At 62.0% G+C, this 24,990-nt stretch carries 12 protein-coding genes and 5 pseudogenes; 10 read left to right on the top strand and 7 right to left on the bottom strand.

Going from position 1 to position 24,990, the window contains the following annotated elements; translation table 11 throughout:
• Positions 1–44 precede the first annotated feature (44 nt).
• A complete protein-coding gene (locus JN279_RS35350; protein WP_010913980.1) occupies positions 45–542 on the top strand; it encodes a tetratricopeptide repeat protein in 498 nt (165 codons plus the stop codon).
• A 110-nt stretch (positions 543–652) separates the two neighbouring features.
• Here the strand turns inward: JN279_RS35350 and JN279_RS35345 are convergent.
• Positions 653–927, bottom strand: a pseudogene (locus JN279_RS35345) (IS110 family transposase); the annotation flags it as partial.
• Between JN279_RS35345 and JN279_RS38995 the strand changes: the two are divergent.
• Positions 928–1,231: pseudogene (locus JN279_RS38995) on the top strand (transposase); the annotation flags it as partial. It abuts the pseudogene before it with no gap.
• Positions 1,232–1,275: 44 nt separating this feature from the next.
• On the opposite strand, the gene JN279_RS35335 reads toward JN279_RS38995, so the two are convergent.
• The 3 genes and pseudogenes from JN279_RS35335 to JN279_RS35325 all read right to left on the bottom strand — a co-directional run.
• On the bottom strand, positions 1,276–1,986 hold the full coding sequence (locus JN279_RS35335; protein ID WP_202295920.1) for an IS6 family transposase: 711 nt from the start codon (positions 1,984–1,986) through the stop codon (positions 1,276–1,278).
• 148 nt (positions 1,987–2,134) lie between these two features.
• Positions 2,135–2,285, bottom strand: a pseudogene (locus tag JN279_RS38990) (IS6 family transposase); the annotation flags it as partial.
• 53 nt (positions 2,286–2,338) lie between these two features.
• Positions 2,339–3,448 (bottom strand): annotated as a pseudogene (locus JN279_RS35325) (IS701 family transposase); the annotation flags it as partial.
• A gap of 1,352 nt (positions 3,449–4,800) precedes the next feature.
• Between JN279_RS35325 and JN279_RS35320 the strand changes: the two are divergent.
• Positions 4,801–7,176 carry a hypothetical protein gene (locus JN279_RS35320; protein ID WP_446720384.1) on the top strand — a complete coding sequence of 792 codons (2,376 nt, stop codon included), beginning with the start codon at positions 4,801–4,803 and terminating at the stop codon, positions 7,174–7,176.
• 350 nt (positions 7,177–7,526) lie between these two features.
• Here JN279_RS35320 and JN279_RS35315 read toward each other — a convergent pair whose 3' ends face one another.
• Positions 7,527–8,243: an IS6 family transposase gene (locus JN279_RS35315; RefSeq protein ID WP_157866082.1), complete on the bottom strand. Its 717-nt coding sequence runs from the start codon at positions 8,241–8,243 to the stop codon at positions 7,527–7,529.
• 806 nt (positions 8,244–9,049) lie between these two features.
• On the opposite strand from JN279_RS35315, the gene JN279_RS35310 reads away from it, so the two are divergent.
• Together JN279_RS35310 and JN279_RS35305 are read left to right on the top strand one after the other, a co-directional pair.
• Positions 9,050–9,328 carry a hypothetical protein gene (locus JN279_RS35310; RefSeq protein WP_202351473.1) on the top strand — a complete coding sequence of 93 codons (279 nt, stop codon included), beginning with the start codon at positions 9,050–9,052 and terminating at the stop codon, positions 9,326–9,328.
• Positions 9,289–17,796 carry a shikimate kinase gene (locus JN279_RS35305; protein ID WP_202353873.1) on the top strand — a complete coding sequence of 2,836 codons (8,508 nt, stop codon included), beginning with the start codon at positions 9,289–9,291 and terminating at the stop codon, positions 17,794–17,796. The genes JN279_RS35310 and JN279_RS35305 overlap by 40 nt, the downstream gene beginning before the upstream one ends.
• A gap of 27 nt (positions 17,797–17,823) precedes the next feature.
• Here the strand turns inward: JN279_RS35305 and JN279_RS35300 are convergent, their stop codons facing one another.
• Positions 17,824–18,540, bottom strand: coding sequence for an IS6 family transposase (locus tag JN279_RS35300; RefSeq protein WP_157866082.1), 717 nt, complete (start codon positions 18,538–18,540; stop codon positions 17,824–17,826).
• A gap of 206 nt (positions 18,541–18,746) precedes the next feature.
• The gene (locus JN279_RS35295; RefSeq protein ID WP_202379377.1) at positions 18,747–19,184 is read right to left on the bottom strand and encodes a Tn3 family transposase; all 438 of its coding nucleotides are present in this window, start codon (positions 19,182–19,184) and stop codon (positions 18,747–18,749) included.
• Positions 19,185–19,810: 626 nt separating this feature from the next.
• Here JN279_RS35295 and JN279_RS35290 point away from each other — a divergent pair.
• From JN279_RS35290 to JN279_RS35275, 5 genes and pseudogenes are all read left to right on the top strand, one after another.
• The gene (locus JN279_RS35290) at positions 19,811–21,013 is read left to right on the top strand and encodes a cytochrome P450 (RefSeq protein WP_010913992.1); all 1,203 of its coding nucleotides are present in this window, start codon (positions 19,811–19,813) and stop codon (positions 21,011–21,013) included.
• A 94-nt stretch (positions 21,014–21,107) separates the two neighbouring features.
• Positions 21,108–22,397 (top strand): cytochrome P450, encoded by a 1,290-nt coding sequence (locus JN279_RS35285; RefSeq protein WP_202351472.1) that lies wholly within the window; start codon positions 21,108–21,110, stop codon positions 22,395–22,397.
• Position 22,398: 1 nt separating this feature from the next.
• Positions 22,399–22,680 (top strand): annotated as a pseudogene (locus tag JN279_RS38870) (ferredoxin); the annotation flags it as partial.
• Positions 22,681–22,698: 18 nt separating this feature from the next.
• Positions 22,699–23,523, top strand: a complete 825-nt coding sequence (locus tag JN279_RS35280; protein WP_027033417.1) for an SDR family oxidoreductase — start codon at positions 22,699–22,701, stop codon at positions 23,521–23,523.
• The gene (locus JN279_RS35275; RefSeq protein ID WP_006329090.1) at positions 23,523–24,866 is read left to right on the top strand and encodes a cytochrome P450; all 1,344 of its coding nucleotides are present in this window, start codon (positions 23,523–23,525) and stop codon (positions 24,864–24,866) included. The genes JN279_RS35280 and JN279_RS35275 overlap by 1 nt, the downstream gene beginning before the upstream one ends.
• Positions 24,867–24,990 lie beyond the last annotated feature (124 nt).

Raw genomic sequence — 24,990 nt, 5'->3', positions numbered from 1 at the left:
ATCGAATGAACGTGATAGCACTCTATGATAATTGGAAACCAAGCATGAATTCACACCAGAATACAGACGGCCGAGCATTTAGGAACTCACTTTTCTTCTCTGTACTCGCCATGCTGCCTCTCGGCGGTTGCGCCAGCTTGGACAAGCCTGCTCTTTCAGTGAGGGAGACGTCATCCCCAGAGCTGCTCAACGCCAACCAAATCGACCCGGCTATGCGAGAACGCATTTTGAGCGCGGTCGGCCAGGATGCACAAGAGCGGGCTCTGCGGGATGAGTTGACGCAGCACCCAGACAATGTCGATGCGGCGATCCGTCTTACGAATGCTTTGGTCGCGCAGAAGCGTCCGCATGAGGCGCTTCAGGTACTGGACAGGCTCTTGGTTGCAGCCCCAGGAAATTTGCGCGCATTGAACGCGAAGGGAGTGATCTTGGACCTTGAGGGGCGGCATGACGCGGCACAGGTGCTGTATCGGCAAGCTCTCGAGACAGAGCCTGGGAATCAGATGGTGCAGCACAATCTCGACCTGTCGCTTGCGTTTTAAAGGAAGTCCGGACCTGAGTGCGTTGGCGCGGTCGCGCTAGCTGTGCACATGCACCGCCCGACACACCTTGGTCAGCGACCGGTTATTTCCAGCACCTCGGCTTCAGCGCCGGCCAGCTCCTGCACACGACCGGCGATGGTGGTTCGCGACCGCGTGCCCAGTTGATACAGGCCTCCCGCAGGATCGTCCGGACCATATTCTCGATGCTGCGCATTTCGTTCAGCACCGGGTGGCGGTGAACGAGGAGAGAACGCCAGAGCCGGCATTGCCAGCTCTTGACATGCACCGGCTGGCCTTCGGCGCGCAATCCGTCGTGAGGCCAGGCCGTCAGCGAGCACGCTTCCAGGTTGACGCGCTCCAGCGGGAGCCCGACTTTGGGCAGCGCGATGCGGGCAAGAAGATCAAAGGCAAGAAGCGGCATATTCTCGTCAATACCAAGGTCTCCTGATGCACGCCCTCGTTCATGCCGCCGACATCCAGGACTGCGATGGCGGCGTGATGGTGATGGCGAAGCTGTTCGGACTCGATCCCTTCCTGTTCAAGCTCTACGCCGGTGGCGGCCATTCCAGGGCCCGGAGTTCCAAAAGGGGCTGAGGAAGACAAATTCAATTTCGAATCGCACCAGGGCGCTCGCCTTCCTCAAGCTGGCCTCCATTCGCCTCATGGTCGGAAGGCTTCGGGCACTGTAAAGTTATCAGCGGATTGATGCAGCGATAGCTGGCCAGGACGGCTGTCACGCTGCGGCGAGACACGCGATTTTGTTCCAGATTTGCATGGCGGCGTTACGCAGGTCTCGATGTTGAGCCGATGACAGCGTATTGCGGGGAAAGTGGAACAGGTTGGCAATCGGATCATGGATGGAAACGAACCGCTGAAGCTGGCGTGCCGACTTGAAGCGTTTCATGGTCCTTTCGCGTCGTCGGGTCGGCTGGTGCGAATTTTCCGCTCGATTATTGAGGCCTTTGTGCGACCGGTGTTCGACACCGGGCATGAGGTCGCGCCTGGCGGCATCATAGGACCGGAGCTTGTCGGTGATCATGACTCGTGGTGTCCGCCCTTGAGCCTTCAGCAACTTGCGCATCAGACGCTTTGCCGCCTTGGCATTTCGGCGGCTTTGCACCAGCACTTCGAGGACGAAGCCGTCCTGATCGACGGCACGCCAGAGCCACTGCTTCTTGCCATTGATGGCCACCACACATTCGTCGAGATGCCATTTGTCGCCCAGGCAGCCGGCTGACCGTCGCTTGATCTCCCGGGCGAAATGCCGCCCGAATTTCTCCGCCCAGCTTCGAATGGTCTGATGCGTGACGATGATGCCGCGGGCCGCCAACATGTCCATGCGCAGGCTGAGCGGAAAGCGAAAGTAGAGCCATACCGCGTGCGCAATGATCTCGGCGGGAAAGCGGTGGCAACGATAAAGCGGATCACGAGCAACTTCTGATATGGCCCATGTTCGCACATCTTCATCAGCCGTCGGTTAACTTTACGGTGCCCGGCTACCTCATCAAGATGCCAGACATCGTCTTTCGATGGCGCCTTGCGGCGCAGGCGACGTGCATAATCGGGACTGTGCTTCTTTCCCCAGCGGCGGATGGTCTCGTAGGAGACGACGATCCCCCGCTCCAGCAGCATTTCTTCAACATCGCGCAGGCTCAGCCCGAACCGGTAATAAAGCCAGACGGCATGAGCAACGATTTCGATCGGGAAGCGATGGTTCTTGTAGGTGGCGCATGCTTCGACCATGCCAACCTGACTTATCGTCAAACCGTTAAGCCAAAATCAATGTGACAGCACCCCTGCTTGAGTTCCTGATAGTCCCGCTCGATCCGCCATCGCATCTTGGCCTGATCGACGAGGTCGGCAAGCCTGGTCTTTCCAGGCAAGGTCGAGAGCCAGTACTTAGTTGGCTCGACTTCACCGTCCGGCCATTCGATCAGGAACCATTCCTCAGCGTGGGGGACGGAGCGCCAGTAGTCGCGATGGGCCGGCCGAACCCGCACGGCGGCAAAGCGTGAGGCAAGCGACGCCTTGGAGCCCTCGCGCCAAGTAACCATGTGCCAGGCGTCCTCGGGCAGCGCTTGCGCCAGTTCCTTGGCTGAGACCGGCGCATGTTCAGCCTGCCGCCGAACGCGCGAGGGCGGGCGTCCGCGTCCGCTCCACGGCTTCGGCGGCAATGGTTGCGTGCCGGGCGACCACAGGCGGATCGAGGACTGGACCCCGACGACATAGGTCAAGCCCACCTTTGTCAGCCCGGTGCGGAAGGCGGTGTCGTTGCCGTAACCGGCATCGGCCAGCACCACGCCCCGTGAGACGCCGGCCTCCAGCGCCGCCCGAATCTGCGCGAGGGCGATTTCGGGCTTGGTGCGGAAGACCACATTCTCCGGCACGCCTGTCTTGGCCCGCCGGTCAGGGTCGTTCGCCCAGCTTTCCGGCAGATAGAGCTGATAGGCAATCGGCAGGCTCGCCTGCTCGGTGGCAACCGACAGAGAGACCGCGACCTGGCAGTTGTCCTGCTTGCCGAGCTGCCCGCAATACTGCCGTGCAACCCCAACCGAATGCTTGCCTTTCTTGGGAAAGCCGGTGTCGTCGACGATCCAAGCACGGATCTGCCCCTGACGCTCAAGCGCTGGCAGCACCTGTTCCCGCACGCGGCTCAGCACGGCATCATCCGACCAATCCGCCTTCGCTACGAAATGATGCAGCGACTGGTGCGCCGCCTGGACACGCCCAGGCTCCACCCGTGCCGCCATCGGCTCGACGCTTTTGCGCTCGCGCGGCAAAAGCAGCCCGGTGCAATAGGCCTTCAGCGGCGCCACCCGGTCAGCATGACCCAATACCGAGGCCAGCGTCTCGACATAGGCCGCAAAACGCGATTCACTCGTTTCGATTCCGTCCTGGAGATCCATCGCTCCCTCCATATGAAGCACGAATCGCCATTCTCGCAATCAGTCGTTAACGAAACTTACGACACAGTAAGACTAGGGGCCAGTTTGTAGAGTGCCGGATCGGCGTCTCTTAAAGAGAACACGGTTGTGCCCCTGACCGCAGGCTCTTGCGTGATTAGGGGAATCACATCGTCGACCGCCTCTGGAAACGCGTCTCCCGTGGCCCGTAGCATCTGAACCAACTTGAAGTTGGCCCTCGGCGTTTGGAGTTCGGCGTCAAGTGGCCAGGTGCCGCGAAACACCGGCCCAACAACTTCGCGCCAGGTCTTGAGCTTCTCTGCGGGCGCCTCCGACTTCCATCTCAATGGCGAAGCGGTGCCCGACCTGCCAGAGGGCATTGGACCCTATGCGGCGCAGTGCTGCTCTGGCCTCTACAGGTGCCCCTTCCGCGTGGGGCCGACCAGGCATGGATGGATCAGCGCCGGGGCCTCGCCGGCCTTCACCGTCCGAGACTACAGGGAGCGATCAGCGTTCGGCCGGGCGGAGTTGGTCAGGTTACGCAGCCCGGGCGAGCGCGGATCGCGCTTGGCCGCTGATCGGTGATGACGCGCGGTTCTTGTCTCGATTTGGAAACCCGCCACGAGAAACGCTTGGCCGGCCAGTAGGTCGATGGTTGCGCCCGCCATCATCATCGTGCGCAACAGTCGACAGGGCGGCATTCCCGACAGCACGCCCGCATCATCCGAAAGTTAATTCCGATCCGTGATGCGCTGCGCGAGTGCCGAAGGCGAGGGAATTCGACGACCCCCGAGAGAAAAAGCGAACGCAGTATGTGCATCGCCCCGCCGGAACTAGCTTACAGCGCGTCAGCTCACCGTCAGCTCGTTCGAGTAGCTCTCTTCGAGAGAGACCTAACAACTCAAAATCATATTAAAGACTTCCGCCAAAAAGGGAACGAATGCCATGTACGGTCGGAAAAGTGGCTCATCCGAAAGCTCCAACCAAGCTAACGACCCGGTACGGTCAAAGGGCAGCGACGGCTTTGGCAAGCACTTGCGCACATGGCGCCGCCTGGTCTCAATGCGAGTTCGTCTCCAGCGCCGGCACGCCCGTACTCGCTAGTTTCGCGGCCTCCTATCGTGGAGATCGACAGGTCTTCGTGTGTTTTGCATTGGGTTCAGGCTGGACCGGCGCGGCAGGGTCGATCCGGGCTGGCCATGACGACTGACGAAAACATGCCGCTGGTTCTCAGACGTCATGCCACCTGTCATCTGGGCGATTGCACTTACCCGCCAGAGCCCTGATGCACTACGGCTGACACATCAGCCCCAATCCACAGACAGCGCGTTCTCGTCTATATCGGAGATGAAAAAATGACGGGCATTGGCCGATCTGGAAAATCGCGCATTGGAGATGCTGGAGCCGGATCGAGCAGTTCGCGCTCGCAATCAGGTCTTGCCTCCGGGGAAGGCAGCCAAGGGTTCGGTTCCGTCCTGGAGCGGATGCGCTCTGAGGGAGGTAAAGGTTCACCCTCGGCTGGCGCTGCGCGAGGTGCCCATGATGACCTTGGCGGCAAATCTTCAGGCCCTTCCGTTCCCCCACATCGAATCCCGGCGGCTGCGCCACGTGCAGCCGCCGGGCCACGTGCGGCCGGTTCGCGGAGGCGCAGTGTTTCCTCAACGTCGGATGGTGAAGCCCTGGCGCCGGTCGCCAGCCAGCCGTCAACTTCGGGTGTGACAGTCCCCAGTTCCTCGTCAGGCGAAGTCATCAACGAGACAAAGCGACGAATGTGCTCGCTGATTGACGAAATCCAAGTTCTCGAAGAGAAGAGCCTGCATAGCGGAAAACCGATGGAGGGCTTCCGAGACGAGCTTGATCAGCTCGCTAATGCGGGCGCAGAACTTCTGGAATGCTACGCGAGCCTGCCCAAGGATGAGGCGCGCAGCACTCTGTCCGACGATGATGTGCGTCACTACCGCGCCGACGTGATTCATCGGGCGGACAGTGCCGACGAGCTGGCCCATACGATCTTCAAGAAGGAGGAACAGAACCGGAAGCGGATGGAGGACATTCTCCACAACTTGGTCAAATCCAATGCCACCCTCGACCAGCTGAGCCGATCGGCTCCCAGTATGGCGAAGTATCCCGTGGCCTGCGTGGAGCGTTGGGACAAGAAAGTACAGCGCCACGAATTGATGCGGGCCGTCTGCGTCGCGACAGCCGACTTACCAAGCTCAACAGCCGAGATGCGGCGGGAAGAAGAGGCCGCGCTGCGGCTGCACTCGGGCTGGGTTGTCAATTCAAAGATAATGCAGCTGCAATCGCGGATCAATCTCGCGCAGGTCAACATGGCCCCGCAGGCGATCATGCTCGAAGCACCCATCAGGGAACTCCTCATCGGTGACAACGGGCAAACGCGTCTGCTGGGTAACTTCATCGGCGAGGTTTTTCCGGCATTCGTCTCGACGGCCGAAGCTGTACTGAGGAAGGAAGGGCGCCCGCTCGACGCGGAACACTGCGCCGTTCTGGAAGGAGTTGTGGAGCGGCTTGCGGATTTTGCGTCGGCCTCGCACTCCGTGGTTGACAGGCTAAGGGATCACCAAGCAGGTGCTGGCCTCCCATTGGAACTGTTGACCCGGATCGTGGACGACGCCTGGATCGCTTCGGACGAGGTTACGGACCTCCTCGCACTGCAGCCGAAGCCGCCAGCCCCTGACCTGACGGCCGACGCTGCCGCTGCGATGCCGACTGGAACTGCCGGCAAGACTATGGTGGCCGAAAGCACTACAGCGCCCAGAAAAAAAGGAAAAGACAAGAGCAAGCAGGCCGCTGGCGCCGGGAGTTCGGCGGCCGGGCGGCCGGAGCCGCAAGTCGCTGCGGCCGTCAGCGACCCTGCGCCAGCAGCCAAGGTGCTCGTACGCACGGATTTAGGTACGAAGAAGCTCGTGAGTGCAGAGGAGGCGCAGAACAGTGCGTCGTCCGCGGCAGCACGCTTGGCGATCTTGCAAAATCCAACGACGGGGGAGAACACGAAGTCACTAGTCGCACGGTCGACCGAACTTTTGAAGTTCGATTTGCCTGCTCAGCAAAGTTTGATCTCCCGAGCGCGCTCCGGGAAGCCCGAGGACGTCGAACACGCCGTCGGCCTCGTGGTCCAGCGCCTGCAAACGCAGGCTGTCGAGATGGAGCCCTGCCTCCCAGCGTTGGAGGCGTCTCGTCTCTCCAAGGAGGGAAAGATGGACGACGTGCACCGACTAACGGTTCAGTTCAGGGACATGTTGGCCAATGTGCGGGGATTGGCTAAAGCTTGGGACGAACAAAAGCCTGATATGATCATGGATTGCATGAAGAGGTACCCATTTCCCTCGCAAAACCACCTTGAGCAGTTGCGGTCGGCCCGGGAGTTGACGCCTGCAGATCCCCCGTGCGCGTTGAACCCAGAGCCGAGCAATCTGTTCGAGATTAGGCTGCAGCCCAAGGCGCTGAGCAACCGTACACTACCGAGTCCAATGTGGGTGCACATCCACACGACACGAAAGATATATGCGCAGCAGTTGGCAACGCTGGACAGCGCCGAGTTCGCCGCTTGCCACGTCAAGTCCAATGAACAGCGCGGCCATAATCGGCAGTGGCAGACCTCCCGGGCTAAGAAGGGTTACGACAACGCAATCCACCGCGGCAAGCTCACCCCGGCGTTCTGTAAGTCCTTGTTGAGCGACCGGGCCGATATGCGAAATGGGCCGGCGTAACATCGGCATTTTGTGGATTCCAACCAGCTTAGTAGACAGAGGCGCAATCTGGGAAACCCCTGGCAGAGCGGCAGTGGCCTGGATCGCAGGTGTGGCTGATTCTCGCGATGGCCGGCATCGAGCATGCTGCTCTAGGGTTTTGGGTACTGCCCGACAACCTGACGACCCGACAGCACGCCTGCATCACCCGAAAGTTTTTCCAAATCCGCGATGTGGTGCACTAGACGTTATGACCGTGGTCTGAGGAGCGGCCCGCCCTTAGACTTTGCAGCTGTTAAGCAAACGGGGGTTGCTTCGGCACTGTAAAGTTATCAGCGGATTGATGCAGCGATAGCTGGCCGGGACGGCTGTCACGCTGCGGCGAGACACGCGATTTTGTTCCAGATTTGCATGGCGGCGTTACGCAGGTCTCGATGTTGAGCCGATGACAGCGTATTGCGGGGAAAGTGGAACAGGTTGGCAATCGGATCATGGATGGAAACGAACCGCTGAAGCTGGCGTGCCGACTTGAAGCGTTTCATGGTCCTTTCGCGTCGTCGGGTCGGCTGGTGCGAATTTTCCGCTCGATTATTGAGGCCTTTGTGCGACCGGTGTTCGACACCGGGCATGAGGTCGCGCCTGGCGGCATCATAGGACCGGAGCTTGTCGGTGATCATGACTCGTGGTGTCCGCCCTTGAGCCTTTAGCAACTTGCGCATCAGACGCTTTGCCGCCTTGGCATTTCGGCGGCTTTGCACCAGCACTTCGAGGACCAAGCCGTCCTGATCGACGGCACGCCAGAGCCACTGCTTCTTGCCATTGATGGCCACCACACATTCGTCGAGATGCCATTTGTCGCCCAGGCAGCCGGCTGACCGTCGCTTGATCTCCCGGGCGAAATGCCGCCCGAATTTCTCCGCCCAGCTTCGAATGGTCTGATGCGTGACGATGATGCCGCGGGCCGCCAACATGTCCTCAACCATGCGCAGGCTGAGCGGAAAGCGAAAGTAGAGCCATACCGCGTGCGCAATGATCTCGGCGGGAAAGCGGTGGCAACGATAAAGCGGATCACGAGCAACTTCTGACATGCCCCATGTTCGCACATCTTCATCAGCCGTGGTTAACTTTACGGTGCCATACTACGCCATGCTGCAAGAACCAGCCATAGCCGCGTGACTCAAACCAAATGGCCTTCGCCAAACCCGGGACGGTTCTGAAACTCTCCGTCAGCTAATCGTCAGCCAAGCGATCTATCTAGACCTGCCGTGCCTAACCGGCCCGACGCTAACGGAAAGATAGTAGTGCAAATCCTAGTATAGCGAATTGGTGGCCCGTCCGATGCACACTACACGCGCATTGGCGAAGCTGACGAGGCGTGATTTCACTCATCAAAGCCTTCATACGCTAGGGCTCAGCGACATCAGCCCCAACAGCATAGGCAACACATCCTCGCCTATATCGGAGACGGAATATGACGGGCGTGAACCGATCTGGGAGATCGCGGACTGAAAAGAGAGTCGGCAGGACGGGGGAGGCGAGCAGTTCGCGCTCGCAATCAAGTCTTGCGCCTGGGGCAGGCAGCCAGTCGTTCGATACCGTCGTGGAGCAGATGCGCTCTGTGGAGATAAATAGAAGGACGCCCGCCGTGCCAATGGAGCGCGGTGCCGATGACGCCCTGCACGACAGGCCGTCCGGCCCCTCCGTTGGTATACACGGAACCCTGGACGCTGCGCGGCATGCCGCCGCCGCGCCACGTGCAGCCGGTCCGCGGCGGCGCAGTGTTCCGTCAATGTTGGAGGGTGAAACCCTGGCCCCGGTCGCCAGCCAGCCGCCAACTTCGGGTGTGGCAGCGCCCATTTGCTTGTCAGGCGACGAAATCAAGGAAAAGCGACGAATGGACAGTCTGCTTACGCTAGTGGGCATGCGCTTTAACGCGGCCAGGCAAGACCCGGGCGATGAAAAGCTGCTCGATCAGGTCATCAATGCAGGCTCAGCAGCTCTGCACCACTACAAGAGCCTATCCCCGGCTTTGGCGCGGACCATTGTGGACGACAACCAGTTGATTACCTGCCGCTACCTCGTGTGGGATGCGGTGCAAGAATATAGCCGCCTTGCCGAACCGACTATCCACAAATTGCAAAAAAAAAAGCTGAGGAAGAAGCGATCGGGCTGACTCAATCCACGGCTACCCCGGAGAGTGTGGTGGAGGCGCATGCGGCCTGCGTGAAATGGTGGGAAAAGAAGGTAGGGCACTGCGAACGGGGGCGAGCCGCCTGGCGCGCCACTGCCAGCTTGCCAAGTGCAACAGCCAAGATGCGGCAGGAAGAAGAGGCCACGCTGCGGCTGGCAACCGGCTCGGTAATGCATAGCAAGCTCGTGTATCTGCAATCTCGGATCGATCTCGCGCGGGCGAAGATTGAGCCGCAGGCGAGCACGTTCGACGCACCCGTCAGGGAAATCCTCATGGTTGAGAATGGGCGAGTGCGTCTGCTGGAAGCCTTCAGCGGGGACGTTTTACCGGCATTCCTTTCGACACAGAACGCTGTTCTGAGCAGCGGTGGGCACCCACTCGACGCAGATCACTGCGCCGTTTTGGAAGGAGTCATCGAGCGGCTTTCGGAGTTTGCGTCCGAGTTGCAAGTCATCCGGACCAACCTAAACGATCACCAAACAAGTGCCGACCTCCCATTGGAACTGTTGAGCCAGATCGTGGAAGGCGCGTGGATCGTCGGGCACGAGGTCATGCACTTGCTGGAACTGCAGCCGAAGCCGCCAGCCGTTGCACTGCCGCCCGACGCTGGCGCTGCGATACCAGCCGAAACTGCCGGCAAGTCTCGAGTGGCCAAAGGCACTCTGGCACTGCAGCCGAAGGCGCCAGCGCTCATTGCCTCGCCGGCCGACGCTGGCGCTACGATACAGATCGACACTGTCGGCAAGTCTCCAGTGGCCAAAGGCACTCTGGCACTGCAGCCGAACTGGCCAGCGAACATAGCACCACCAGCCGATATGGGCGCTGGAATACCGGCCGACACTGCCGGCAAGGCTGCGGTGGCAGGCGCCGCAGCGCGTAGGAAGCGGAAAGGCAAGGGCAAGCCGGCCGTTGGCGCCGGGAGTTCAGCCCCCGGGCGGGCGTCGCAAGTCGCTGCCGTCGACAGCGACACGGCGCCAGCAGACAAGGTTCTAGTGCTCTCGGATATGGGTACGAAGCTTGTGAGCGCGGAGGAGGCGCGTGCGAGTGCGTCGGCGGGCGCACAGTCGGCAAAGCAGGCGCCGCCGTCCATGGAAGCACTGACGCAAGAGCGCCAGGTGAAACCCGAGGACGCCCGCTACGTCGCGGAAACCGTGGTCGAGCGCCTGCAGACGCAGCCCGCCGAGATGCGGGCCTGTCCGGCCGCGTTGGATGAGCCTCGTCGACCAGGCCTGCTTGCGCCTGCACAGGTGCCCGAAGTGCAAGACAAAACAGTCCGGCTCAAAGGAATGTTGAACCAGGCGCAGGAACTGGCCAAAGCTCTGAACTCGCAATCAAGTCATGCCCCTGGGCAATCCAGCCAATCGTCCGATGCCGGCGTGGAGCGGACGCACTCTGGGCCCCAAGATAGAATGTCCTATGCTCGCGTCGTGCGAGGGGCCGACGAAGCCCTTGGCGACAAATCTGCCGATTACTCCATAGCTCCCCGCGGAGCCCTTGCAGGTTCGCGAGGCGCAACCAGTGGGCCGCGGCATGGTTCTCCCCAAGGTCGGCACGGCGAAGCGATGGGTAGGCAAGAAAGCTCTTTGCGTTTAGAGAGGTCCTGGCTCGGCGATCAAGAACCGAGTAGGTCGCAACCGGACACGCTCGCACGCCATGACCAAAGCCAGTCCAGGCCGGTTGCAGGACCGGAACGGCGGCGTTTCGACCATGTAGCTGCACAGAGCTTCGACGATGCACTACTTAATGACGCTTTGCACAAAATTTTCTTCGCACACGACATCAATGAATTCTCATACGCTGTGGTGGAGAACGACAAGAGGCTGCAGAGTCAGGCGCATCGGGCAACATTCCTACGAAAGGCCGCTTCCGAGTTCACCCGTCACTTTGTTCCAAGATGGGAGGACGATGTCCGCGCCGGCAATACCTGGGGGTTCGCCACCTCATGCAACGCGACGAGCCGGGAGCCTGGAGGTCAGGCAGGCATGGAAGCTTGCAGGGCCATGGCAGCTCAGGTGTCGAGGCTCGGCAGGGCGCTGAACGATGTCGAAAGCAAAACGCTTTCGCTGTTCGTATTGTCGTTCAGTCGACATCCCCGATTGGCGGAATGTCGCAATGGAATGATCACAATCGCCAAGCTGTTTCATGAGCAACCCGGAGCGCTGTCGGAGCTCAACGGTCAAAGTCTCGCTCTGCTGGTCAACGGATTCAGCAAGTGGCCGGAACAGGAGAACGCTCGTAAGGCCACGGTAGCAGTTGCCGCCGAGATTCGCCGCCGCCCTGCCGGGCTCTCTGATTTTGATCCGCAGAACCTGGGTAACGTTGTGAACGGGTTGAGCAAGTGGCCGCTAGAGGAGGAGTGTTGCGGCGTTATCGATGCAATCGCCGGGAAGGTCTGTGGCCGCGCCGGTGAAAAAGCCGGCCTGTCTGGGTTTAATTCGCAGGCATTCGCAAACCTGGTGAACGGGTTCAGCAAGGCGCGGGAACCGGGGAACTCACATCAGGCGACCATTGTCATAGCCGATGCGGTCTGTCGCCTCGCCGATGAAATTGTCATAGCCGATTCGATCGGTCGCCTCGCCGATGAAAAAGCCGGCCGGACTGGGTGGTATCCGCAGGCGTTGGCGAATTTGGTGAACGGCTTCAGCAAGTGGCCTTTGGACTGCCGCGGCGCTATAGTTGCGATCGCGCGTCAGGTCGCTGGCGGGGCCGGCAAGCTGCCTGTGTTTGATGCGCAGGCATTGGCGAACCTGGTGAACGGGTTCAGCAAGTGGCCAGAGGACTGCCGCGGCGCTACAATTGCAATCGCCGCTGAAGTCTGTCGCCTCGCGGACCTCCCAAAGGCCGGGCTTTCTGGTTTCGATCCGCAGCACCTGGCGAACCTGGTGAACGGCTTCAGCAAATTGCAAGCGGCGGAGTGCTCACGCGCCACCGTTGCAATCGCCGGTGAAGTCTGTCACCGCGCCGGCCGCCGCAAGGGGCTTTCTGATTTTGATGTGCAGCACCTGGCGAACCTGGTGAAGGGCTTCAGCAAGTGGCCGCAAGAGGTGAATTTGGGTTACGCCACCAATGTGGTCGCCGGCGAGGTGCTTCGCTGCGCCGAGCCACTCTCTGAATTTCTTCCGCTGCACCTGGCGAGCCTAGTGAACGGCTTCAGCAAGTGGCCGCGATGGGAAAACTCACATCAAGCCACAGTTGCGATCGCCGGTGAGGTCCGTCACCGCGCCGACCAGCTGTCTGGGTTCGAACCGCAGGAGCTGGCAAACCTGGTGAACGGTTTCAGCAAATGGCCCGAGGACTGCCGTGGCGCCATCGTTGCGATCGCCCGGGCGGTGCCTCGCCGCGCCGGCCGGCTGTCGGGATTTAATGGGCAGGATCTGGCGAACCTGGTGAACGGTTTCAGCAAGTGGCCTTTGGACTGCCGCGAGGCCATGGTTGCGATCGCCCGGGCGGTGCCTCGCCGCGCCGGCCGGCTGTCGGGATTCAATGGGCAGGATCTGGCGAACCTGGTAAACGGCTTCAGTAAATGGCCGCAAGAGGAGAACTCACGTCAGGCCACCGTTGCGATCGCTGGTGAGGTGCTTCGCAGCACAAACCCGCCCCCTGACTTTAGCTCGCAGTACCTCGCGAACCTGGTGAACGGCTTCAGCAAATGGCCGGAAGAGGAGGCCTTACGTCAAGCCGCCGCGGCGATTGCTGGTGAGGTGATTCGCAGCGCTAACCGGCTCCCTGATTTTACCTCGCAGCACCTGGCGAACCTGGTGAACGGCTTTAGCAAGTGGCCGCAGGAGGAGAAATCACGTCAGGCCACCGCGGCGATCGCCGGTGAGGTGCTTCGCGGTGCCGAGCGACTCTCCGGGGTTAATCCGCAGCAACTGGCAAATCTGCTCAACGGCTTCGACAGGTTTGCGGAAGAAGAGGCGTGCAGCCAGGCGATTTTGGAGATCGCGCGCAGACTCGGCCAGGCGGGTCAACCATTCCGTCATTTTGCCGCGCCCGGGCTCTCCAGTATCGCCAACAGTTTGGCGCGGGGGATCCTCAGGAGCGAGGACGCCGGAGAGATTGCAGAGGCCGCTCTGCTGAAAGATCGGCTGCACAAACTGGCTCATTATCTTCATTATGCCAGTGATCGTCTGGAGGAGGCCGACGCGGTGGGCGTCACGAGCATCTTGAAGGCGTTGGCCAAGGCTCAATTGTATGATGATCTCGGTTCGCTCGCAGGAGCAGGTTTAAATCGGCTCGCGGAATTGCATCGTGCCCCTGGCTTTGCCCATGAGAATAACCTCGAAACCATGGGCAATCTGTGCGCCGCTCTGCTGCCGCTGGCTCGCAGTCCGCGCAAGCAGCTGCTTTGGCACCGGCGGCCGGCTCTGAACTTGCTGAACGATATTCAACCGATCGTGGAGCACAAGATCGAAGCCCATCTCAGGGCAAGCGATGCCGAGCGGGCCCGCGGGCCGTACTCGACCCGTTGTCTGGCCCTGTCGATTTATCAAGTGCTCAAGGCCCGTGCGAGCCTGGCAGGGTTGCTGCGGCGGCCCTATGTCGAGGGCAACAAGCCCGATTTGCGTGCGAGGCGCGACGAGCTGCAGTCCAAGACCAAGGAAATCCTGGACAGCACGCGCGAGCTCGTCGAACGCGACCTTTCCAACATGAGCTGGAACCTGATCGCGCAGATCGAAGCGGAGGGTCCGACCGATGCGCTGGACACGTTCATGGCGCAGAACGCCGCGACGGTGCAGGCCCAAAATCGAGCGTCCGTCTTCGACGTCCATCAGACTTTGCGAGCCATGGACCACGAGCCCAGACCGCCCCAGGGCGAGGCGGGGCTGATGCGATTGCCGGTGGTCGACATGCAGGGCCGGCAACTGGCCACGGAGGCCGAGACACGCTATTCGATCTTTCATCGCCTGACCTCGGGGGCGGTGAAGATGGTCGCGGTGCAACTGCCCGGAAAGCCGAGCCCGTTCATGCTGGCGCGCACGTTGACCGTCGAGGGCGTGCCATACCGCATGGACCTGTTCGGCGGCAGCAAGTTAAAGCCGCCGCCGAAGACGCTTTCGCAGGTCGCCGCCCGCATTCCAGGTCGGGTGGAGGCAGCATCTTCCGGCGGAAAGCTGCTGGCCATTCCCTATGCCGAAACCGCACCGGGCACTGCGTTCGAGCAGCTATCGCGCTCTTGGGCGCCTTTCAAAGAGGCATATTACTACACTCAGCGCAGGGGGTTTGCAGCGCCACCGAATTTACAAGGTCTGGGGCCTCGCGACTACGCGTTGGAAGGCGCCTTCAAATTGTCGCTGCTGCCGGACCGCCCTGCCAACCAGGAACGTCCCTTCAAGCTGATTGGGCCGGAAGGCCCGATCGCCTTGCGACCGTATGACGGCTGCGGTTTCATCAAGGCCTCGCTGGCCACGCGTATGCCAGCTGTTCGCCGGACCGGTCGGCAGGAAGGACCTGATCGGGTTCCTGCTTTTGGTGAGGGAAGGAGATCGTCCTTGCCTGCCTCGGCGCTGCAACATTATCCGCGCAGCGAGCAAGTGGCCGATGAGGCGCACGAGAAGGCCAAGACCTGGCTCGAGAGCAGAGAGGGGAAAGAGCTGACGGCCGAGGAGCTGTTTCGAACGGTGACTGTCGGACATATCGACGGTCCTGGCGCAGTCGCGGTACCGTCCGCTGATAAGTGTCTCCATGTGCCGACGCTCAAGAGCGAGACGTTGACGGGCAAAAGCGGTGTGCTGATCGGGCGGTCGCCCTACGACAAGCCCAACCTGCGCCCATTTTCCGCCGACCTGGTCAAGTCAGCAGTTGATGGGGACCCGACGGCAGCGTTCCTCGACACCTGCGTTGCTATCCAATACAGCTTTAATGTCGCCCAGAAGTCGGGGGAGGAACTCGCGGCCGACGATCCGACTTTCTTTGCCAAAGGCATCCTGATCGTCGTGCCGGACGAGATGTGGCCGGCCGCCCACGCCGACCGAGGGCTGGTTTTGTCTGCCGAGGACGTCAAGTCCCATTCGCACTGGACGACAGGCAAGGACCGCGTCAAGGAGGACACGCCGCTCGACTGCCTCGGCATCCTGCAGGCCACCGAGGTGTTCGCTCCGGGCTCCTTGGTTGCCGTCCCGACCGGTGAACAGAAAAAGCTTGACGGCGACTTCGATGGCGACACCGTCATCATCATCGGCGACCGGCCGCAGCTTTATGAGCATGTGCGCGAGTTCGATGAAAAGGAGCAAGCTCTCGGACTTCCATCGCTGAAGCCGCCAAAGTCGCATACTCCGGCGCTTGACGGCGACAAGTACCAGTTTGGTCGCGCCAGCCAGATTCTCGCCGCCACCCAGGATGTCCTGGAAACCTATAGCGGTCTGCAGCGAAACTTCCTGGCTCAATCCCATGAAGCGCGAGGCTGGTTTGCCGAGCGTGCCATCTTTGGCACCTACGAAGGCGTTCACCACGAGCTTCGGCGAGACATCGGTCAGTTGTTGGGCCGCGAAGAGGAGGTGAGTGGCCAGGATATCGAGACCGTGTTTGCGAGAGCGCGGCGCGAGATCGAGGTCGCCCGGCATCCGGTTGCTCGCGAAATGGCCGCGCTGCTGGTCGCCGACCTTGAGGCGTGGGCACAGAAGCCGGAACGCCTGCCCGAAACAGTCGGGCCCGTGAACGATGCAAAAAGCACGACGCTGAGCGCAGCAGTCTCAGAGTTGTTGCCGGATCTGGCGGATGCCTATCCGGTAACAAATCAGCCACGAGACCGCATCCGGGCTTTGATCGACAACTATCCTGCGCGGATCGATCCTCGCCCGGACGGTTACAACCCGGATGACCTCGTGCAAAGCGCAAACAATCTCCTGAGCCTCGGCATCAAGGTCGGCACCGATGCCTACAAATCCAACACTGGCGCTCGGCTTTTTTCCAGGAAAAGCCAAGATCTTCAGCGGCTGCTGCATACGACGCCTGGCTTGAGGTCCGTGCCCTACGTCAAGGGCCTGGCAGCGTCTCTCAACCATGGAAGGTTTGATGTCGATGCAGCCTTGAAGGACCTGGAGGACAACCCCACGCTGACGGCTTCAGTCATGGAAACATCGATCAATCTCGCTGCGGAGCACGGCATTTTGCGCAGACCCTCCGGCCTTCGGCCCACCGCCGAAGCTGCCGAGATGATCCCGCTGACCCCCGAGGAGGCCTCAGAGCGCGCCCGAATTGAGGTTGCGCGCGCTACAAAAGAGGAGGGGAAAATCACCGCAGCGGCACTCAGCGTCGCCGCAAGCCTCAGGAAAATGGAGATCCAGGTGAAAATGCCTCATCTGGAGCGCCGGTTGAGATCGGAACGCTCCATAAGAGAGCAGCTCACCGGCACGAGCATCTCGTCCGGCAGCACTCCACAGCTGATCAGCAGCGCCGTACGCCACGTCTTCGAAATTCCTGACAACGATTTTACACGTGCCTTCAAGGCAGCCATTCTGGCCTTCGAGGAGCAGCACTACACCGAAATCGAGGTGACCAACTGGTTCAAATTCGAGCGTCCGAGTTATCTCGGCATACACACTGTGCTCGCCACCACAGAAGGCTACCGTTTCCAGGTGGAATTCCATACGCCAGCCAGCTACAGCGCCAAAGTTGACAATCACGACGCCTATAAAGAGATGCAGGAGCTGAAGCGCCGTGATGCTTTGCAGAAGGCAGAGAAACTCGAGCAGAAGGTAAGAGAAGGCAATAAGGCAGTTGACAGACCCGATAACGTGCTCAGCATAGCACACTGGAGGGATGGTAAGGATAGTGCTGCTGCAGCACCTGGATTGCGAGCTGTCGGACGATCAACAGAGTCGGAGATCGCCAAGTCACCGGAGGCAAAGGAGACTGTCGCTGCCCTCGGCCATCGGCCGGTCGTGCTTGTCGGTATGCCGAGCGCCGGGAAAACCACGATTGGCGCGCCACTCGCCAAGCGACTGGGGCTGCGCTTCATCGATACCGACCAAGAAATTCAGAAGCAGACCGGGAAATCGATAACGCAGATATTCAATACAAATGGCGAGGGCTATTTTAGGAAGCTTGAGGCGGAGGCAATCGCGCGTGTGCTCGAGCAAGGGCCCGCGGTCATCGCGACCGGTGGCGGCTCGTTGAACGATGAGCAGACCCGGCGACTCATCGCCGACAAAGCGGTCTCGATCTGGATAAATACCGACCCGCGGGTGCTACGACGCCGCCTCAGGAACGATACCACCCGCCCGCTGCTGCGGGGCTCCGACCGGGATCAGACGGTTCCCCAACTCATGGACGAGCGCAAGCCGTTCTATGAACAAGCTAACGTCAGGTTTGTCCCACCCCGCAAAAACGATAAACAGAACGCGGGCCCATGTCTGAAGGCCCTGCACGCATACCTGTGCCCCACGGGGGCCGACGCTCAGTCGCTTTCTAATATATCCCACGGCACTGTAAAGTTATCAGCGGATTGATGCAGCGATAGCTGGCCGGGACGGCTGTCACGCTGCGGCGAGACACGCGATTTTGTTCCAGATTTGCATGGCGGCGTTACGCAGGTCTCGATGTTGAGCCGATGACAGCGTATTGCGGGGAAAGTGGAACAGGTTGGCAATCGGATCATGGATGGAAACGAACCGCTGAAGCTGGCGTGCCGACTTGAAGCGTTTCATGGTCCTTTCGCGTCGTCGGGTCGGCTGGTGCGAATTTTCCGCTCGATTATTGAGGCCTTTGTGCGACCGGTGTTCGACACCGGGCATGAGGTCGCGCCTGGCGGCATCATAGGACCGGAGCTTGTCGGTGATCATGACTCGTGGTGTCCGCCCTTGAGCCTTTAGCAACTTGCGCATCAGACGCTTTGCCGCCTTGGCATTTCGGCGGCTTTGCACCAGCACTTCGAGGACCAAGCCGTCCTGATCGACGGCACGCCAGAGCCACTGCTTCTTGCCATTGATGGCCACCACACATTCGTCGAGATGCCATTTGTCGCCCAGGCAGCCGGCTGACCGTCGCTTGATCTCCCGGGCGAAATGCCGCCCGAATTTCTCCGCCCAGCTTCGAATGGTCTGATGCGTGACGATGATGCCGCGGGCCGCCAACATGTCCTCAACCATGCGCAGGCTGAGCGGAAAGCGAAAGTAGAGCCATACCGCGTGCGCAATGATCTCGGCGGGAAAGCGGTGGCAACGATAAAGCGGATCACGAGCAACTTCTGACATGGCCCATGTTCGCACATCTTCATCAGCCGTCGGTTAACTTTACGGTGCCGGCCGGACTATTCCGATGTCGTTCTGGCCGGCCCAGATTGACTGTGGCCATACTGCTGCTCGACCTCCTCCCAAGTGAGGACCTTGGAAAGAATGGGAAGCATTTGGCAATTCAGCGCGCAGGCCTGGCAGCGCCAGCTTCTGCCAGGCGATCGCCCTCAGGCGTGGCGGCAGGTTGAACCCGAGCAGGCGGCAAAAGGGACGCCGAGGGCGCTCTGGCCATGGCTGCCGACATATAAGCGCTGGATCTCCACGTTGGTGTAATGTCGCAGCAAGACCTTGGTCATCGCCGCGACCTCCGAAGACGAACAGCGCTTGAGCTGCGAGAAAATGCAGGTCGAGCCCTTTTCGACATGCCAGTAGATCATCACGCGCGACCGCCATAGCGGACATGCCATTCCGTCATCAGGTTGCCGTCCCAAGCGCCGAACTTCTTGGGCCGTGCCGGCTTCGCCCCAGATGGCGGTGTTGCGGATCGCCTGTGTTGCATTGGCAACGAGCCCGCAAGCCGCCTCGAGCGCGCCCGGAGCAAGCACGTGACCCCTGAGCCAACCAGGAGCCCTCCTATGGCTCAATACGGTCAGGTCGCCTGCCATCATGCCACGACAGGACAACTAATAAAGAAGGTGTCGCCGGTCTGGCGTCTGACCACCGTATACTATCCGACACTGTTTTGTCGCCTTTGTTGGGTCCGCGACACCGGGCTATTTCATCGAGCTCTTGTCTGCCTCAGGCTAATCCCCTGAAAAGCAATCACAATGTTTTTCTTCTGCTGGGTCGGCCAAATTGGCACGAGTTTTGAGACTCCTTCGTTGGGAGCCGGGAGCCGACGACCGATCTTCATTTCGTGGATGACACCGCGATCGATGGAACGAAGAAAGAAAAGCATAATGTCAAATCCGCATTAGATAGCATCCTATGGCAAGGGGGCCTTGGCGAAACCGCCCGTACCCAAACAGGCTGCCAACCTTGTCGACGCTTGCGCAGGAAATCTTGATGGCCGGCTGCGACTCAAGGGCCCACCACACTCGCCTTAATCCTGAACTCGAAGGCGCAGGATAAAGTTCTGCATCTCGCCGCGCGGTATGCCTAGACAGTTACACGTTGGCCGATCTTGACATCGAGTCGGGCTACCCCCCGGACGACGTCTACGTGCCGTCGTAATCATTCGCTGCCCGCAGCGCCTTCCGCCCTTCCATCGCTTAGAGAGTGAAGTGCCACCATGTCCGAACAACCCTTGCCGACGCTGCCGATGTGGCGCGTCGATCACATCGAGCCCTCGCCTGAGATGTTGGCGCTACGCGCCAACGGTCCGATCCACCACGTACGCTTCCCGTCCGGGCACGAAGGCTGGTGGGTGACAGGCTACGACGAGGCCAAGGCGGCGCTGTCCGACGCGGCGTTCCGGCCCGCGGGAATGCCGCCGGCGGCATTCACCCCGGATTCGGTGATTCTCGGTTCGCCGGGGTGGCTTGTCTCGCACGAGGGGGGCGAGCATGCCCGGTTACGCACGATCGTGGCGCCGGCCTTCAGCAACCGCAGGGTGAAGGTGCTCGCGCAGCAGGTCGAGGCGATCGCCGCGCAGTTGTTCGAGACGCTGGCGGCCCAGCCCCAGCCCGCCGACCTGAGGCGCCACCTCTCCTTTCCGCTGCCGGCCATGGTCATCAGCGCGCTGATGGGCGTGCTCTACGAGGATCACGCCTTTTTCGCCGGGCTGTCCGACGAAGTGATGACGCACCAGCATGAAAGCGGCCCGCGCAGCGCGTCGCGCCTGGCCTGGGAAGAACTGCGCGCCTACATTCGCGGCAAGATGTGGGACAAGCGCCAGGATCCGGGCGACAACCTGCTGACGGATCTGCTCGCGGCGGTCGAGCAGGGCAATGCGACCGAGGAAGAGGCGATCGGCCTGGCGGCGGGCATGCTGGTGGCGGGGCACGAGAGCACCGTCGCGCAGATCGAATTCGGCCTGCTGGCCATGTTCCGCCATCCGCAACAGCGCGAACGCCTAGTCGGCGATCCATCCCTGGTGGACAAGGCGGTGGAGGAAATCCTGCGCATGTACCCGCCGGGCGCGGGCTGGGACGGCATCATGCGCTATCCGAGGACCGACGTGACTATCGCGGGCGTGCATATTCCCGCGGAGAGCAAGGTGCTGGTCGGCCTGCCGGCGACGTCGTTCGATCCGCGCCATTTCGACGACCCGGAAATCTTCGACATCGGACGCGACGAAAATCCGCACCTGACGTTTTCGCACGGGCCGCACTACTGCATCGGCATGGCGCTGGCCAGGCTGGAACTCAAGGTGGTGGTCGGCTCGATCTTCCAGCGCTTTCCCGCGCTGCGCCTGGCCGTGGCGCCCGAAGAACTGAAGTTGCGCAAGGAGATCATCACTGGCGGGTTCGAGGAGTTCCCGGTGCTCTGGTGACGCGCGGACGCCGCCCGGAATCGCGATCTACTCCGCAATTTGCCGGCGCGCCCAGCGCGCGCCGGTCAGATCAGCCAGCCAACAGGTAACCAAGATGGACGTGCAAGAAACCACGGCAGCATGCCGGGACGCCTTCGCCGAACTTGCGTCGCCAGCGTGTATCCAAGACCCGTATACGTTCATGCGGTGGTTGCGCGAGCACGATCCGGTGCATCGTGCGGCGTCGGGCCTCTTTCTGTTGAGCCGCCACGCCGACATCTACTGGGCGCTCAAGGCCACGGGCGATGTGTTTCGGGGACCGGCGCCGGGCGAACTGGCGCGCTATTTCCCGCGTGCGGAGACCAGCCTGTCACTCAATCTCCTCGCGTCCACGCTAGCGATGAAGGAACCACCGACGCATACGCGTCTGCGCCGGCTGATCTCGCGCGATTTCACCATACGCCAGATCGACAACCTGCGGCCGAGCATCGCACGCATCGTCGCAGCGCGCCTGGACGGCATGGCGCCCGCGCTGGAGCGCGGGGAGGCGGTGGACCTGCATTGGGAATTCGCGCTGGCTGTGCCCATTCTGGTCTTCGCCGAACTGTTCGGCATGCCCCAGGATGACATGTTCGGGCTCGCCGCCGGCATCGGCGCCATTCTGGAAGGCCTGAGCCCACACGCCAGCGATCCCCAGCTCGCCGAGGCGGACGCGGCCAGCGCGAGGGTGCAAGCCTACTTCGGCGACCTCATACAGCGCAAGCGCACCGATCCCCGCAACGACATCGTGTCGATGGTGGTCGGCGCACACGACGACGATGCCGACACGCTGTCGGATGCGGAGTTGATCAGCATGCTGTGGGGCATGCTGCTGGGCGGCTTCGCCACCACTGCTGCGACCATCGACCATGCGGTCCTAGCGATGCTGGCGTATCCCGAACAGCGGCACTGGCTGCAGGGAGACGCCGTGGGGGTGAAGGCATTCGTCGAAGAAGTCCTGCGCTGCGACGCGCCTGCCATGTTCAGCTCCATCCCGCGTATCGCCCAGCGCGACATCGAACTGGGCGGCGTGGTGATCCCGAAGAACGCGGACGTGCGCGTGCTGATCGCGGCCGGCAATCGCGACCCGGACGCCTTCTCCGATCCCGACCGCTTCGATCCCGCGCGGTTCTACGGCACCACTCCTGGCATGTCGACCGACGGGAAGATCATGCTGAGCTTTGGCCACGGCATCCACTTCTGCCTCGGTGCGCAACTGGCCCGGGTGCAGTTGGCCGAGAGCCTGCCGCGGATCGAGGCGCGCTTCCCCACGCTGGCATTGGCCGAGCAGCCGATCCGGGAGCCATCCGCGTTCCTCAGGACGTTCCGCGCGCTGCCGGTGCGACTGCATGCTCAGGGGGGCTGAGATGCGCGTCGTGATCGATCAGGATCTATGCGGAACCACCGGGCAGTGTGTGCTGACGCTGCCGGGCACCTTTCGCCAGCGCGAACCGGACGGCGTGGCGGAAGTGTGCGTGGCGACGGTCCCGCAGGCGCTGCACGCCGCCGCGCGGCTCGCGGCCAGCCAGTGTCCGGTCGCCGCCATTCGGGTCATCGAAAGCGACGCTGGCGAGCGCGCCAGCGCCGACCCTGCGCCTTCTCCGGCGCAGGCTGAGCGGCATGCCGCGAAAGACCAACGCAACCCAGGAGGACGGTTTGAAGGCAAGGTGGCCGTGGTGACCGGCGCCGGCGCCGGCATCGGCAAGGCATGCGCCCTCGCCATCGCCCGCGAGGGCGGCAGAGTGGTGGTGGCCGACATTGATGGCTCGGCGGCCGTCGCCTGCACCGCGCAGATCGCGGCCGAAGCGGGCCACGCGCTGGCCCTGGCCATGGACATCGCCGATGCGCAGGCGGTGGCAGCGCTGTTCGAGACGGCGGAGCGGCACTTCGGTGGGGTCGACCTGCTGGTGAACAACGCGAGCGCCATGCATCTGACACCGCGCGACCGCACGATCCTCGACCTGGACCTGGCGGTCTGGGATCAGACCATGGCGACCAATCTGCGCGGCACGCTGCTCTGCTGCCGGCAGGCCATCCCACGAATGATCGCCCGCGGCGGTGGCGCGATCGTCAACATGTCGTCGTGCCAGGGGCTCAGCGGTGACACCGCGCAGACGTCCTACGCCGCGTCGAAGGCGGCGATGAACATGCTGTCGGCCTCGCTCGCCACCCAGTACGGTCATGCGCAGATCCGCTGCAACGCGGTTGCGCCGGGTCTCATCATGACCGAGCGTCTCCTCGCCAAGCTGGACGAGTGCATGCAACGGCATCTGAGCCGGCACCAACTCCTGCAGCGCGTCGGCCGCCCCGAGGACGTGGCCGCGCTGGTGGCGTTCCTGCTCTCCGACGATGCTGCGTTCATCACCGGCCAGGTCCTGTGCATCGACGGCGGCATGCTGGCGCATGTGCCGACGTACGCCGACGGTGGCAACAGCCGCGCCGCGCGGCCTGCCGGCGACACCGCCAAAGCGGCCGCGGGGCCGCGCTGCTGATGGACATGCTGCTCAACCCGCTGGACCGTCGGCACCGGCTGCGGGACGACATCCCGGTCGTGCCCGGCGCTTTCCCCCTGGTCGGACATCTTCCCGCCATCGTATGCGACCTGCCGCGCCTGCTGCGGCGCGCGGAACGGACGTTGGGCAGCCACTTCTGGCTGGATTTCGGCCCTGCCGGACACCTGATGACCTGCGTGGATCCGGATGCGTTTGCACTGCTCCGGCACAAGGACGTGTCCTCGGCGCTGATCGAAGAGATCGCGCCCGAATTGCTTGGCGGAACGTTGGTCGCCCAGGACGGCGGCGCGCACCGGCAGGCGCGCGACGCGATCAAGGCGGCGTTCCTGCCCAAGGGGCTGACCCAAGCCGGCATCGGCAACCTGTTCGCGCCCGTCATCCAGGCGCGGGTGCAGGCGTGGCGCGACCGCGGCGACGTAACCATCCTGCGCGAAACCGGCGACCTGATGCTCAAGCTCATCTTCAGCCTCATGGGAATCCCAGCGCAGGACCTGCCGGGATGGCATCGCAAATACCGGCAACTGCTGCAGTTGATCGTCGCGCCCCCGGTCGACCTGCCTGGACTGCCCTTGCGGCGCGGCCGCGCCGCCCGCGACTGGATCGACGCGCAGTTGCGCCAGTTCGTCCGCGACGCGCGCGCACATGCCGCGCGCACTGGGTTGATCAATGACATGGTGAGCTCCTTCGATCGCGGCGACGATGCGCTCTCCGACGACGTCCTGGTCGCCAATATCCGCCTGCTGCTGCTTGCCGGTCACGACACCACCGCCTCGACGATGGCCTGGATGGTGATCGAGCTGGCGCGGCAGCCTGGGCTATGGGACGCCCTGGTCGAGGAGGCGCAACGCGTGGGCGCGGTGCCGACCCGGCACGCGGACCTGGCGCAGTGTCCGGTCGCCGAGGCGCTGTTCCGCGAGACGCTGCGCGTGCATCCGGCGACCACGCTCCTGCCGCGTCGCGCGCTGCAGGAATTGCAACTCGGCCAACGGCGCATTCCTGCGGGCACCCCTCTGTGCATCCCGCTGCTGCATTTCTCGACCTCTGCGCTGCTGCACGAGGCGCCTGATCAGTTCCGCCTGGCACGGTGGCTGCAACGCACGGAGCCGATCCGGCCGGTGGACATGCTGCAGTTCGGTACCGGCCCACACGTCTGCATCGGTTACCACCTGGTATGGCTGGAAATGGTGCAGTTCTGCATCGCCTTGGCACTGACCATGCACAAGGCCGGGGTGCGGCCGCGGTTGCTGAGCGCCGTCGAAAAAGGTCGGCGCTATTTCCCGACCGCACATCCGTCCATGAAAATCCGCATCGGATTCTCATGAGCTGGCATCGCATGCCCCGTGTGGCGAGGCAGCTACTCGGCGCGCGCGCTCGGTGCGACCCCGCCAACACCGCGGCGGCTCGGACGCTCGCCGTGGCCGTGCCAGATACAAGGACATGAACGAC

It is taken from the genome of Mesorhizobium sp. 113-1-2 (genome assembly GCF_016756475.1).
Taxonomy (GTDB): domain Bacteria; phylum Pseudomonadota; class Alphaproteobacteria; order Rhizobiales; family Rhizobiaceae; genus Mesorhizobium; species Mesorhizobium loti_C.
The sequence above is the reverse complement of the archived record's forward strand: the minus strand, read 5'-3'. Positions and strand labels throughout refer to the sequence as shown.

What these genes read in the sequence shown, in the direction of transcription:
- JN279_RS35275 (WP_006329090.1), top strand. Translation starts at nt 23,523, where the DNA reads ATGGACATGCTGCTCAACCCGCTGGACCGTCGGCACCGGCTGCGGGAC.
- JN279_RS35350 (WP_010913980.1), top strand. Translation starts at nt 45, where the DNA reads ATGAATTCACACCAGAATACAGACGGCCGAGCATTTAGGAACTCACTT.
- JN279_RS35300 (WP_157866082.1), bottom strand. Translation starts at nt 18,540, where the DNA reads ATGTCAGAAGTTGCTCGTGATCCGCTTTATCGTTGCCACCGCTTTCCC.
- JN279_RS35295 (WP_202379377.1), bottom strand. Translation starts at nt 19,184, where the DNA reads ATGGCAGGCGACCTGACCGTATTGAGCCATAGGAGGGCTCCTGGTTGG.
- JN279_RS35310 (WP_202351473.1), top strand. Translation starts at nt 9,050, where the DNA reads ATGGACAGTCTGCTTACGCTAGTGGGCATGCGCTTTAACGCGGCCAGG.
- JN279_RS35285 (WP_202351472.1), top strand. Translation starts at nt 21,108, where the DNA reads ATGGACGTGCAAGAAACCACGGCAGCATGCCGGGACGCCTTCGCCGAA.
- JN279_RS35315 (WP_157866082.1), bottom strand. Translation starts at nt 8,243, where the DNA reads ATGTCAGAAGTTGCTCGTGATCCGCTTTATCGTTGCCACCGCTTTCCC.
- JN279_RS35290 (WP_010913992.1), top strand. Translation starts at nt 19,811, where the DNA reads ATGTCCGAACAACCCTTGCCGACGCTGCCGATGTGGCGCGTCGATCAC.
- JN279_RS35320 (WP_446720384.1), top strand. Translation starts at nt 4,801, where the DNA reads ATGACGGGCATTGGCCGATCTGGAAAATCGCGCATTGGAGATGCTGGA.